Origin of the sequence: Mesorhizobium sp. B2-1-3, assembly GCF_006442495.1 — a bacterium.
GTDB lineage: Bacteria > Pseudomonadota > Alphaproteobacteria > Rhizobiales > Rhizobiaceae > Mesorhizobium.
This window is the reverse complement of sequence record NZ_VFWL01000021.1, coordinates 41,886-53,273: the sequence shown is the minus strand read 5'-3', so window position 1 is coordinate 53,273 and position 11,388 is coordinate 41,886. Positions and strand designations below refer to the sequence as shown.

14 protein-coding genes are annotated in these 11,388 nt (G+C 63.1%); 4 read left to right on the top strand and 10 right to left on the bottom strand.

From position 1 onward, the window contains the following. Nucleotides 1–2 precede the first annotated feature (2 nt). Genes FJ973_RS26750 through FJ973_RS26740 form a run of 3 tightly spaced genes read right to left on the bottom strand, consistent with a single transcriptional unit; the run spans nucleotide 3 to nucleotide 1,868 of the window. Nucleotides 3–302 carry a GNAT family N-acetyltransferase gene (locus FJ973_RS26750; RefSeq protein ID WP_140500600.1) on the bottom strand — a complete coding sequence of 100 codons (300 nt, stop codon included), beginning with the start codon at nucleotides 300–302 and terminating at the stop codon, nucleotides 3–5. Then, nucleotides 295–924, bottom strand: coding sequence for an alpha/beta hydrolase (locus FJ973_RS26745; protein ID WP_140558437.1), 630 nt, complete (start codon nucleotides 922–924; stop codon nucleotides 295–297). Before FJ973_RS26745 ends, FJ973_RS26750 begins: the two co-directional genes overlap by 8 nt. 11 nt (nucleotides 925–935) lie before the next feature. Beyond that, nucleotides 936–1,868: a VOC family protein gene (locus tag FJ973_RS26740; RefSeq protein ID WP_140558435.1), complete on the bottom strand. Its 933-nt coding sequence runs from the start codon at nucleotides 1,866–1,868 to the stop codon at nucleotides 936–938. Nucleotides 1,869–2,089: 221 nt separating this feature from the next. On the opposite strand from FJ973_RS26740, the gene FJ973_RS26735 reads away from it, so the two are divergent. Further along, nucleotides 2,090–3,655 carry an alkaline phosphatase family protein gene (locus tag FJ973_RS26735; RefSeq protein WP_210240117.1) on the top strand — a complete coding sequence of 522 codons (1,566 nt, stop codon included), beginning with the start codon at nucleotides 2,090–2,092 and terminating at the stop codon, nucleotides 3,653–3,655. A 46-nt stretch (nucleotides 3,656–3,701) separates the two neighbouring features. Here FJ973_RS26735 and FJ973_RS26730 read toward each other — a convergent pair whose 3' ends face one another. Continuing rightward, nucleotides 3,702–5,012: a PRC-barrel domain-containing protein gene (locus FJ973_RS26730; RefSeq protein WP_140558434.1), complete on the bottom strand. Its 1,311-nt coding sequence runs from the start codon at nucleotides 5,010–5,012 to the stop codon at nucleotides 3,702–3,704. A 276-nt stretch (nucleotides 5,013–5,288) separates the two neighbouring features. Here FJ973_RS26730 and FJ973_RS26725 point away from each other — a divergent pair, with 276 nt between their 5' ends. Continuing rightward, nucleotides 5,289–6,209 (top strand): diacylglycerol kinase family protein, encoded by a 921-nt coding sequence (locus FJ973_RS26725; protein WP_140525473.1) that lies wholly within the window; start codon nucleotides 5,289–5,291, stop codon nucleotides 6,207–6,209. A gap of 29 nt (nucleotides 6,210–6,238) precedes the next feature. Here the strand turns inward: FJ973_RS26725 and FJ973_RS31045 are convergent, their stop codons facing one another. Next, on the bottom strand, nucleotides 6,239–6,412 hold the full coding sequence (locus tag FJ973_RS31045) for a hypothetical protein (protein WP_181165417.1): 174 nt from the start codon (nucleotides 6,410–6,412) through the stop codon (nucleotides 6,239–6,241). A gap of 158 nt (nucleotides 6,413–6,570) precedes the next feature. Here FJ973_RS31045 and FJ973_RS26720 point away from each other — a divergent pair, with 158 nt between their 5' ends. Continuing rightward, the gene (locus FJ973_RS26720) at nucleotides 6,571–8,103 is read left to right on the top strand and encodes an HWE histidine kinase domain-containing protein (RefSeq protein ID WP_246671781.1); all 1,533 of its coding nucleotides are present in this window, start codon (nucleotides 6,571–6,573) and stop codon (nucleotides 8,101–8,103) included. A gap of 43 nt (nucleotides 8,104–8,146) precedes the next feature. Here the strand turns inward: FJ973_RS26720 and FJ973_RS26715 are convergent, their stop codons facing one another. From FJ973_RS26715 to FJ973_RS26705, 3 genes are all read right to left on the bottom strand, one after another. Next, complete coding sequence (locus FJ973_RS26715; RefSeq protein ID WP_140500594.1) at nucleotides 8,147–8,611, bottom strand: hypothetical protein; 465 nt, start codon at nucleotides 8,609–8,611, stop codon at nucleotides 8,147–8,149. A 10-nt stretch (nucleotides 8,612–8,621) separates the two neighbouring features. Further along, the gene (locus tag FJ973_RS26710; protein ID WP_140517891.1) at nucleotides 8,622–8,948 is read right to left on the bottom strand and encodes a DUF883 family protein; all 327 of its coding nucleotides are present in this window, start codon (nucleotides 8,946–8,948) and stop codon (nucleotides 8,622–8,624) included. A gap of 193 nt (nucleotides 8,949–9,141) precedes the next feature. After that, nucleotides 9,142–9,903, bottom strand: a complete 762-nt coding sequence (locus FJ973_RS26705) for a Crp/Fnr family transcriptional regulator (RefSeq protein ID WP_140558432.1) — start codon at nucleotides 9,901–9,903, stop codon at nucleotides 9,142–9,144. A gap of 44 nt (nucleotides 9,904–9,947) precedes the next feature. Between FJ973_RS26705 and FJ973_RS26700 the strand changes: the two genes are divergently transcribed. Then, on the top strand, nucleotides 9,948–10,397 hold the full coding sequence (locus FJ973_RS26700; RefSeq protein ID WP_140500637.1) for a response regulator: 450 nt from the start codon (nucleotides 9,948–9,950) through the stop codon (nucleotides 10,395–10,397). A 70-nt stretch (nucleotides 10,398–10,467) separates the two neighbouring features. On the opposite strand, the gene FJ973_RS26695 is transcribed toward FJ973_RS26700, so the two are convergent. Together FJ973_RS26695 and FJ973_RS26690 are read right to left on the bottom strand one after the other, a co-directional pair. Continuing rightward, nucleotides 10,468–11,019 carry an RNA polymerase sigma factor gene (locus tag FJ973_RS26695; protein WP_140500591.1) on the bottom strand — a complete coding sequence of 184 codons (552 nt, stop codon included), beginning with the start codon at nucleotides 11,017–11,019 and terminating at the stop codon, nucleotides 10,468–10,470. A gap of 3 nt (nucleotides 11,020–11,022) precedes the next feature. Next, on the bottom strand, nucleotides 11,023–11,226 hold the full coding sequence (locus FJ973_RS26690) for a NepR family anti-sigma factor (RefSeq protein WP_181165418.1): 204 nt from the start codon (nucleotides 11,224–11,226) through the stop codon (nucleotides 11,023–11,025). Nucleotides 11,227–11,388 lie beyond the last annotated feature (162 nt).

The window sequence follows — 11,388 nt, the reverse complement described above, 5'->3', positions numbered from 1 at the left end:
TCCTACCCCTTCAGCACGTCGGCCCACTCCGGATGACGGCGGAACTGGGCGTTGGCGAAGGGACAGAGCGGGATGATCTTCTTGCCCGCCGCGCGCGCATCCTCGACGGCGCGGGTGACGAGCCGAAGCCCGGCACCCTGGCCGCGAAACGCGTCGGGCACTTCGGTGTGGTCGATGATGATCTGGTGCTCGCCGATCCTGGTGAAGGTCATCTCCGCCTCGGCGCCGCCCGGACCACGCAGCACGTAGCGGCCCTTGGAACCACGATCTTCGAGTTCGATCTCCGGCAGTTGGTCAGGCATCACTTACTCCTTGGGCCACGCCGGCAAGGAGCCGCCGCGCCGCCTCGATTTCGTTCGGCCGCACTTCGTGCCCGCCTTCATGCCACTCCACTGTGACATCGGCGCCATCGGCGCGTAAATAGGCTTCGAGCCGCGAAGTCAGGTTCGGCGGACAGATCGGATCCCGCCTGCCGGCGGTCACCAGAATGCGGCGCCCGGCAAGACTGCCGTTCACCTCCGGTTCGAACGGGATCAGCGGGTGCATCAGCACCGCCGCGTCGAACAGGTCAGGGGCTTCGAACAGCAGCGACGCCAGGATGTTGGCGCCGTTTGAATAGCCGAGAGCGTAGACCGCCGACGGTTTTGCCGCTGCTATCTGCGCCTTGACGAAGCCCGCCATCTTCCGAGTCGCGCGCGCCAGGTCCTGCATGTCATAGACGCCCTCGCCGGTGCGACGGAAAAAGCGCGCAGCGCCTTGTTCAGACACATCGCCGCGTGGCGAGATGATGGTTGCCTGGGGCGCGAGACCGCGCCCCAGCGAGACGAGCTGGCCCTCATCGCCTCCGGTGCCATGGAAGACGAAGAGCAGCGGACCGCCCGGCGAACCGGGCAGCACCTTGTGGATGTAGCTGTCTGTGCTCATGACCCCGCCCCTCAGTCTTCCAGCTTCTGCAGATGCTGTTCGAGATAGGGCCGCAGGTGTTGATGCTGCGCCGGCAGCTTCAAAGCTTCACCGAGATGGGCGGTGTCCTCGTCGCGGTCGAAGCCCGGCTCGTTGGTGGCGACTTCGAACAGAACGCCGCCCGGCGTGCGGAAATAGATCGCCCAGAAGTAATCGCGGTCGATCACTGGCGTCACCTGGTAGCCGGTATCCATCAGCGCCTTGCGCACTTCGAGCTGCCTGGCTCGATCCTCGACAGCGAAAGCGACGTGATGGACCGAGCCCGCGCCGAGATCGGCAAAGGCGGCACCGGGTAGCGATTCGATGTCGACGACGTCGGCGCCATTGCCGTTCCTGATCGCCAGCCGCCGGACATTGCCGGATTTGTCGAGCTCCTCATAGCCCATGAACTTCAAGAGTTCCTCGGTAGCGCCGCCATCCTTCAGGCGCAGCGACACGGAGTGAAAGCCCCGGATCGCCTCGTCGGCGGGAATGCCGCCCTTCGCCCATGGCGCGCGCGTGTCGGCCCTGTCCTCGACGAGCGCGAAACCGTCGCCGTCCGGTCCGGCGAAGGCCAGACGCTTCTCGCCAAAGGTCTCTTCGCGCGAAAGGCCGGCGATACCTTCCTCGGCGAAGCGCCTTTCCCAATAGGCGAGCGTGCCTTCCGGCACCGAATAGGCGGTGGTGCCGACCTCGCCGACGCCGTGACGGCCCTTGCCGATATTGGGAAACGGAAAATAGGTCATCACCGAACCCGGCGTGCCGAGCTCGTCGGCATAGTAGAGGTGGTAGACGTCGGGCGCGTCGAAATTGACCGTTTTCTTGACCCGGCGCAGGCCGAGCTTCCCAGTGAAGAACTCATTGTTCTGGCGGGCATCGCTGGCCATCGAGGTGACGTGATGCAAACCCTTGATCTGGTCGAGCATGAGTGCTGCTCCCTTGTTCTGTTGCGGCCCCTGCCGCTGTCCTCGCCAATATGAGCATCGGCCTGTTCCCGTCAAAGGCGACAAAGACGGGATGGACTGTACTCTGGAAGTGAACAATCGAAAGCAGTTTGTTCACCGATCCACCAGCAGCCCGGGCTTGCGCCGGGGCGGGATTTCGGTTCCATGAGCGACGCTCGCACATTAGCCAAGGATTATCGCCAGTGACCGGAAAAGGCAGGCGTCCGAACGTTCTCCTGATCACCTGCGACCAATGGCGCGGCGATTGCCTTTCGGCGGCCGGCCATCCCCTGGTGAAGACGCCGAATGCCGACGCATTGGCAGCGGAAGGCGTATTGTTCAAGCGGCACTATGGCGGCGCGGCACCCTGCTCGCCGGCCCGTGCCTGCCTCTATACCGGGCTCTACCAGATGAATAACCGGGTTTGCCGCAACGGCACGCCGCTCGATGCCCGTCACGGCAATATAGCGCTTTCGGCGCGCGCGCTGGGCTACGATCCGACGCTGTTCGGCTACACCGACGTATCGCTGGATCCGCGCCGGCTCGCTCCGGCTGATCCGCGGCTGCGAAGCTATGAAGGCGTGCTTCCTGGTTTCACGGTGCGCCAATTGCTGCCAGAGCATCAGAAGCAGTGGCTGTCATGGCTGGGAATGCAGGGCATCGATACCGACGCCGGCTCCCCCGCGATCCATCGACCGGCGAACGGGGCAGGCGACGCCGGCTCCGTGACGACTGCGCCGCCCGTCTATTCGAAGGAGCAGACGCCGACGGCTTTTCTTGCCGGCGAATTCATCCGATGGCTGGGCGAACAGGAGCATGCCGCGCCCTGGTTCGCGCATCTCTCTTTCATCAGCCCACATCCGCCCTTCATCGCGCCTGCACCATACGACGCGATGTACGACCCCGCCGACGGCCCCGGCTTTCGCCGCGCGGCAGGCTGGCAGAAAGAGGCGGACAGCCATCCCTATCTCGCCTACGATTTCGGCAGGCAGAAAAAGCACAAGTTTCGACCTGGCGCCGCCGGCAGCGTACATGACTGGAGCGAGGATGATTTCCGCCGCATCCGCGCGATCTATTACGGCATGATCTCGGAAGTCGATGCGCAGCTCGGCCGTATCTGGCAGGCGGTCAAGACGGCGGGCGCGTGGGACGACACGGTCATTGTGCTTACCTCCGACCATGCCGAGATGATGGGCGACCATTTCATGCTGGGCAAAGGCGGCTTCTTCGACGCCAGCTATCATATCCCCCTGGTCATCCGCGACCCGCGTCACGGCCACACCGCAGGCGTGGCCGTCGACCGCTTTACCGAGGCGGTGGACATATTGCCGACCTTGCTCGACCTGCTGGGCGGCGAACCGGCGCCGCACCTCGACGGTCACTCGCTGCGGCCGTTCATCGCCGGCGAGGAGCCGTCGGACTGGCGCGACGCCGCGCATTGGGAATTCGATTTTCGTTCGATCGCGGAAGGCGAAGCCGAACGGCATTTCGGCCATGCCTCGCGCCAGTGCAATCTCGCCGTGATCCGCACGGAAAAATTCAAATATGTGCATTTCGGCGGCGGCCTGCCGCCCTTGCTGTTCGACCTGGAGAAGGATCCCGCCGAGCTCGCCAATCTCGCCGCCGATCCCGCCTATCTCCCGACCAGGCTCGAGTTCGCCGAACGGCTGCTTGCCTGGCGGGCCGAACATCTCGACCAGTCGCTGGCGCTGGCGGAGCTGACCAGGGATGGCGTTGTGGGCTATGTAAGTAGGGCAGTAGGGGAATAGGGAATCCCTACTGCCCTACTGCCCTACTGCCCTACTGCCGTTGTTGCTATCTCACGATCATCCGCTGCTGCTCGCGGTTCTGCGCATAGCTGCCTTTGTCATAGGCGGCCTGGGCCTCGAGCTGCTCCTTGGTGAAGGTCGTGTAGAGATATTTGTTACCGTCCTTGTCGGTCATGAATTTCAGGTTGTCCATGCCGACGGCGACTTCCTTCTCGCCGACGCCGAGGAAACCGCCGACATCCACGATGACCGCGTCGGTCTTGTTGTCGGGCGTCAGCACGACATCGCCGATCTCGCCGACCTTGACGTCGTTGGCGCCATAAACTGTGGTACCCTTGAGATCGTCGCCCCTGACTTCGCCGACAGGCATTTCGGTCAGTTTGGATTTGTCGATCGCTGCGGTCTTCGTCTGGTCGGGGGCGGTCGCATCAGGCGTCGAGGCGGACGGGGCCTGCGCCGTCTTGTCGATCGGAGCCGTATTGGTTGTCGGCGCGACGGCCGGGGTGGACGCAGCAGGTGCGTTGGATGCCGTCGTGACCGGAGCCGGATCATAGGCCTTGCGGTTGAAGTCCGGCAATGCCTGCAGCTCTTCCTTGGTGGTTTGGGCTACCAGCCAGCGGTCGCCGTTTTTCTCGGCCCACTGGGCCTTGCCGAAATCATAGGTGACGTTCTTCTCGCCGATGCCGAGGAAGCCGCCGACGCCGATGACCAGTGATTGCGCCTTGCCTTCCTTGGTCAGGACGATGTCGTTGACGTTGCCGATGTTCTGCGCATCGTCGCCGGTCCCGTTATAGACGCTCTCACCGATGATATTGGTGGCGAGATTGCCGGCGGCGCGCTTCACCGATTCCGCCGGAGCCGCGTTCATGTCGACTGGCGCCTGGGCGGTATCGCTCGGCGCGGATGTGGACGGCGCCTGTGCGGCTGTCGATGCGGCCGGTGCCGGAGCATAGGGCTTGGTGTCGAACTCCGGCTGCGCCGTCAACTGGTCCTTGGTCGTCTGGGCGACCAGCCAGCGGTCGCCGTTTTTCTCGGCCCACTGCAGCTTGTCGTAATCGAACGCGACATTCTTCGTCCCGACGCCCAGAAAGCCCCCGACGCCGATGACTATGGATTTGGCCTGACCGTCCTTGTCGAAGACGATGTCGGTTACTTTGCCGATATTCTCGGCATTGTCGCCGGTGCCGTTATAAACCGATTCACCGATGATGTTGGTGGCGATGCTGCCCTCGGCGTGCACCACAGGAGCGGCGGGTTGCTCCGCGCCAGGCGCAGCCGGTGTCGGAGTCGTCTGCGCATGCGCGCCCGTCGCCACGAACATGGCAAGAGCAGTCGTGGCTAAAAGATTGCGGATCATGATGGTGTCTCCTCGTGCCTGATTTCATGCATGCCGCACCGGCCTCCGCCGTCACCGGCGACGGGCGAACGCGGCATTCGCCTGATCACAACGTCGTGACTGCGCCCATTGTTCCGACAAAAGCCAGGACGCATATTCTCCGCACACGCGGCTCGCAACTTGCGTCCTGCAAAGGGAAATTCGCCGCATCATCCGGAACCTTTTTGCTACTTGCGCCGTTCAGCCGACGGCTGGAGCTTCTCCGGCTCGGAGTTTTTTTGAGAACACGGAGGGGACATGCGGTTTGCGGCGGTGCTGAACCGGGACGGTGGCACCTTGCGCACCCTCGACCTGGATGGCTTTCGCGATCGCATGCGCGACCTGCTGGAGGCGGCAGGCCATTCCATCGATATCGACGTGGTTGCCGGCAAGGACATCGTGCCGGCATTGGACAACGCGGCTTCGCGTCGCGGCATCGACGTGATTCTCGCCGGCGGCGGCGACGGCACGATATCGGCGGCGGCGGCGCGGCTGATGGGCAAGAAAAAGGCGCTGGCCATATTGCCCGCAGGCACCATGAACCTCTTCGCGCGCGGGCTCGGCATCCCGCAGACGCTCGATGCGGCTTTGCGATCCTTCGCCGATGGCGAGGTGATGGCGGTAGACATCGCCACCGCCAATGGCCGGCCTTTCGTGCATCAGTTCTCGATCGGCATGCACGCCAAGATGGTGCAGCTACGCCAGAACATGGAGTTCGGCTCCCGGCTGGGCAAGATGCGGGCATCCGCGAAAGCGGCTTGGCAGACGATCAAGAATCCGCCGGCGATGACGGTCACCCTGACCATTGGCGAGGCCGAGATCACGGCGCGAACCACCGGCGTCGGCGTCACCAACAACCTGTTTGGAGAGGGTCACCTGCCCTTTGCCGACAATCCGGCGGGCGGCGTGCTCGGCATTTATGTCACCGTCGCGCGGCAGCGCGCCGAACTGGTCAAGTTCTTTTTCAACGTCGCGCGTGGCAAATGGCGTGACAATGAACATGTCGAAATCCATCAGACAGAGCGGGCTGTGCTGAAGATCCGGTCGGCGGCCAGGAAATACCGCGCCGTCCTCGACGGTGAACTTATCAAGCTCGAGGACGAAATTACCATCGAAATCCACCCGGGCGCCTTGAACGTGCTGGTGCCGCGGCACGCCATGCGGGCAAAGGCGGCCTGATGCAGGGGCAGCCGACGAGGAACAGAAGTCTAGCCGCTCGGAGCGCTGCCTTGTTCGGTGGTCGGGGATTTCGTGTACTCGCCGTAAATCTCGACGATGCCCCAAACGACAAAGGCCAGGAGAAGTCCCGCAATCAGGATCCGCAAGCCGTGCCAGCCCCAGTGTCCCTGACGCGCTTTGTTTTCAGGAATGGTCTTGGGCATAGCCGGCCTCGATGCGATGTGGACGCGTTGAGCGTCTCTGGCAAAACATCTTCGGGTAACGGTTCCTTGCTACGAAGGTTCCGCGTTTGGCCAAGCCCTTCGCCGGCAAGTCGGGAAGGCGAAGTCGGAGGGCTCGCGAGGAAGCGTTGGGGGCGCTGGTGAACAAGGCGGCGAAATTGGCGCCGGGCCTTCCGGCCGAAGTAATGCACGTCGTCAACGACGCCGGCCGGCTGGCCGTGCTGCACGGCTTGCAGGCGCTGGATACGATGGCTGACGCCGACTTCGACGGCGTCAGCCGCCTTGCCGCGGCCGCCATGCGCGCACCGATCGCGCTGGTTACGCTCGTCGACGTCGAGCAGCAATGGTTCAAGTCGCGTGTCGGCCTGGACGAGATCGAGACCGCAACCGACATCTCCTTCTCCGCCCATGCGATTGCCGCGGGCGGCGAACTGATGGTGGTACCCGACGCGACCTTGGATCCGCGTTTTAAAGCCAACTCACTGGTCACGGGCAAGCATCACATCCGCTTCTTTGCGGGCGCGCCGGTGACCGTCGCCGGCGCCAGGATCGGAACGCTCTGCGTTTTCGACCGCAAGCCCCGTCCCTTTCCATCGCGCGTCAGGCTCGACCAGTTGAAGGCGCTGGCCGGCCTAGCCGCCAGCCTGTTCACGCTGAAGGATGCGACGCGCAGCGGCGCCATCGCCGAGGCAGCGCTGGTTCGCGAAGAAAAACGGCGCGCCATAGCGCTCGACGCGGCATCGCTTGCCAGCTGGGCCTGGGACATCCGCACCGACATGATCGAATGCGATGGTTTGCTGCCGGAATTGTTCAATCTGCCGCGATCGAACCGGTTGCGGGCGCGCGACATCCTGATGGCAATAGATCCACGCGACGTCTATCAAACCGAAACCCGCTTCCGCGACGCCTTGGCCGGCGGCGACGACTATTTCGGCGAGTACCGAGTGAAAGGCTTCCATCCACCCCGCTGGCTGGCGACGCGCGGCCGCGTCATCGAGCGCGATGGCGACGGCAAGCCGACGCTGATCTTCGGGGTCAATTACGACATATCCGAACGCAAGCTTGGGGAGGAAAGGCAAAGGCTGCTGCTTCGCGAACTCAATCATCGCGTCAAGAACACGCTGGCGACCGTTCAGGCGCTGGCGACGCAGACCGTGCGCCATGCCCGGCAGCCGAGCGCTTTCCTGGAAGCCTTCGGCGCCCGGCTCCAGGCACTCGGCATCGCCCATAATCTGCTGTCCGACCGGGAATGGCGCGGCATCGGCATCCATGAACTCGTCCAGATCGAGGTGAGGCCCTTCGACACCGCCGAGCAACTGCGCATGACGATCACCGGTCCCGATCTGTTGCTGTCGCCGGACCAGGCAGTGGGGCTGGGCCTGATCTTGCACGAACTGGCCAGCAACGCCCTACAATATGGGTCGCTGTCGGCGACATCCGGCAAGGTCGATCTGAGCTGGAAGACACAAGGCAGAAAAAGCGACCGGCGCCTTGTCCTGACTTGGCGCGAAAGCGGCGGTCCTGCGGTTGCCCCGCCCGAGCGGCACGGTTTCGGCTCGATCCTGATCCGCCGCAGCCTGGCCAAGGTCATCTCCAGCGAAGTGGCGCACGAGTTCCGGCCGGAAGGCGTCTTTGCCGAAATATCCATGCCGCTGGAGGATCTCTCCAAGTGACCGGCCCAGCTTTAATCCGGACGCAGCCTTCATCCGGTCAGCCTCAATCAGGATCGCCGCCAGCCGGCCCGCCGGGACCTGGTTTCACGTTCTCGCGGTAGATGGCATAAGCCGCCAACGCCACGGCGGGACCGAGAATGGCCCCGAGGCCGCCCTTTCCCTTGAGCAGCGCCGGCAGAGCGGCCAGTGCGGCGGTGACCCCGATTGCGGTCATGTCCGCCTTGCGCCGTTCTGCCCGGCGCCGTGCGCGCGAGCCGGCCGAGAAGCGATAGATCAGCAAGATCAGGCCCGCGACGATCAGAAAGCCGACGCCGAAGCCCAACGCCGCCGCGAGCGGCCCATAGCGGTCCGCAGCCCATATATAGCCGGCCCCGATCAGGAAGCCGAGACCGCACAGCGCCGCGAGCGCGGCAAGCGCATAGACAATTGCAGCCGTGCGCGCGCGGCGCATGGCTGCAACGGTTTCGCCCGAAGCCAGGCCCGAGACAAGGGAAGCCAGCAATCCCATTTGAGCGGGACTAGCGGCGCGCCAGGAGCGCGAACAGGAAGCCAACGCCGGCGGCGATCGCCAATGAAGTCACCGGCTTCTCGCGCACGCTTGCCGCTATCTGCGCCTCTATATCCCTGGTGTTGCTGCGCAGGCTATCAAAGGCTGCCTCGCCTTGGGCGCGCAGATGCTCGACACCTTCGGCGGCGGCACGGCGGGCGGTGCCGTATCCATGCTCACCTGTCTTTGCCAGCTGCTTCGTCAGCTTGTCGATATCGGCCTTCAACTGCCTGATATCGGCTTCGAGGTCCGAGTTCGCCCGCGCTTCGCTTGCGTTCTTTCCTGCGGCAGCTGCCATCGCTTAACTCCCTGTGATTGCTTTGATTTCAACGCGCTGCATGTCTCAAGGTTCCGAGCCCCTCGGATAAACGGGCATGATCCCGCAAAGCGGGTGTCGGTTTGCCAAAAGATCACGCTCAATCCAATGGATAGAGGCCGTCCCGGTTCCATCGATCTGGACCCTAGCTCAAAACGGGGCCTCCTGCATCCGATCAGATCAGCGGCCGTCGTTCCTTGCCCAGCCCCTCCCAGCCAGCAAGCTGCTTCAACCCTTCATGATCGATGATCTCGCAGCCGCCATCGCGCCAAGCGATCAGCTTGCGATCCATCAGTTTGCGAATCGTCTTGTTGGTATGGACCAACGACAGCCCGAGCGTATCGGCGATGTGCTGCTGCGTGAACGCGATCCGGGTGAGCCGCCCGCCATTGAGGCCAACGGCCTTGGCCCGGCTGCCGATGAAGGCGATGAGATAGGCGGTGCGCTCGATCGCGCTGCGGCGGCCGACGCTGAGCAGGTTCTCGTCCAGCATCCGCTCCTCGCGCGACGCGATCCAGGTGATGTCATAGGCCAGGCCCGGATGGTTGCGGAAAAGCTCATGCAGGGACTCCCGCTCGAACACGCAAAGCAGCATCGGCGACAAGGCTTCGACGGAATGCTGCATTTCGCCCATCACGCCGCCTTGCAGCCCGATGAGATCTCCAGGGACGGCGTAGTTGAGGATTTGACGGCGGCCATCCGACAACAGCTTGTAACGGAAAGCCCAGCCCGACAGCACCGTGTAGAGATGGGCGCTGCGGCGTCCTTCCACCAGCACCGTTGCGCCCTTGTCGACCGCGAGCTCGCCTTTCTTCAATTTGTCGATGAAGGCCAGTTCCGATCTCTCGAATTTGCGGAAACCCGGCAGCGGCCGCAGTGGGCAATTCTCGCAATCGTACCGGCGGCTGGAGGAAGCAAGGCCGTTCTGGATTGACATTTCGACCGCTCCTCGAGAGCCGCGGGCTCAGCCGCTGCGGTGGCATGTCTTTTTTAAATGACAGCGCGTCAAATAGCGATCATGACTCGCTGCGTTTCAAGGAGCCATTGCCTGTGTCGCCTTTGCTTGACGGATTGCGCATTCTTGTCCTGGAAGATGAATTTCTCATCGCCATGGATGTCGAGCAGCTTTGCCGTGATCACGGCGCCGACGACGTGGTGCTTGTCCGTGACCTGGCCGAGATCGATGGCCGACAGGTTGCCACCCAATTCGATGCGGCGATCGTCGACCTCATGCTGGGGGGCACTCCGACTTTCGACTTTGCATCGCGCCTGCGTGAAACGGGCGTGCCCTTCGTCTTTGCCTCCGGTTATTCGGATGCGGACGAGATCAAGGTTGCCTTTCCAGGGATAAGGCTGGTCAGCAAACCTTATTCGGGCGAAGATCTTGTGGAAGCGGTGGCCCGGGCCTGCGGACGAGTCCCGCCCGCCTGACGACGTCGCATCGCGTAAGAGTCAGCGGATGCGATGGCGATTCTGTCAGCCGTTTCGATGCGACGCTTTTTTAGTGCGCCGCCGTGCCCGTGACCTGTGCTGAGATCGCATCGGGACCGTACTCGTCTTCGCCGGAGATTTTCAGTATCTCCTGCAGGCGCGTGCGGGCTCGGCTGACGCGGCTCTTGATCGTCCCGACCGCGCAACCGCAAATCTCGGCCGCCTCCTCGTAAGAGAAGCCCGAGGCGCCGATGAGGATGATGGCCTCGCGCTGGTCTTCGGGCAGTTGCTCGAGCGCACCGCGGAAATCCTTGAGGTCGAGCTGGCCGTGCTGGGCGGGATGCACCGCAAGCCTGGCTGTCATGATGCCGTCGCTGTCCTGCACCTCGCGGCCGCGTTTGCGCATCTGCGAATAGAACTCGTTGCGCAGGATGGTGAAGAGCCATGCCTTCAGGTTGGTACCGGGCTGAAAGCTCTCATGCTTGTCCCAGGCCTTGACCAGCGTTTCCTGCACGAGGTCGTCGGCCTTGTCGGCATTCTGCGTCAGTGACACTGCGAAGGCACGCAAGCTCGGTATTGCCCCAAGCAGATCGGTCTTGAAGCCTTGTGAGACCGTTGCCATGCCTCAGTCCTTTTTCTGTGCGGGCTCGGCCCGCTCCAGTTGGCTGAGCAACTGCGCGAAACGATCCGGCACATCGTCGGAGACCAGCTCGTCGTAATACTGCTTGAGTTTGCGTCCGATTTCGGAATTCGGCCCGAGCGGGTCGCCCACGCCGTTCCGGCGCCTGATTGAGGCGCCAGTCAAGACATCTTTCGTCATTTCCTTCATTTCGCCCTTTAATCCAGCCCCATAGCCGCTCAACATAACTCAACACAACACAAGCGGCATCCTCGTCTGGTTGCCCATCCCCAATTCAAACGCCGTTCAGGCGTATTAGTTCCCGGGGCCGGAACTTTTTGCGAAAGCCAGCGTTTGTGTCGTTGGGGCTTG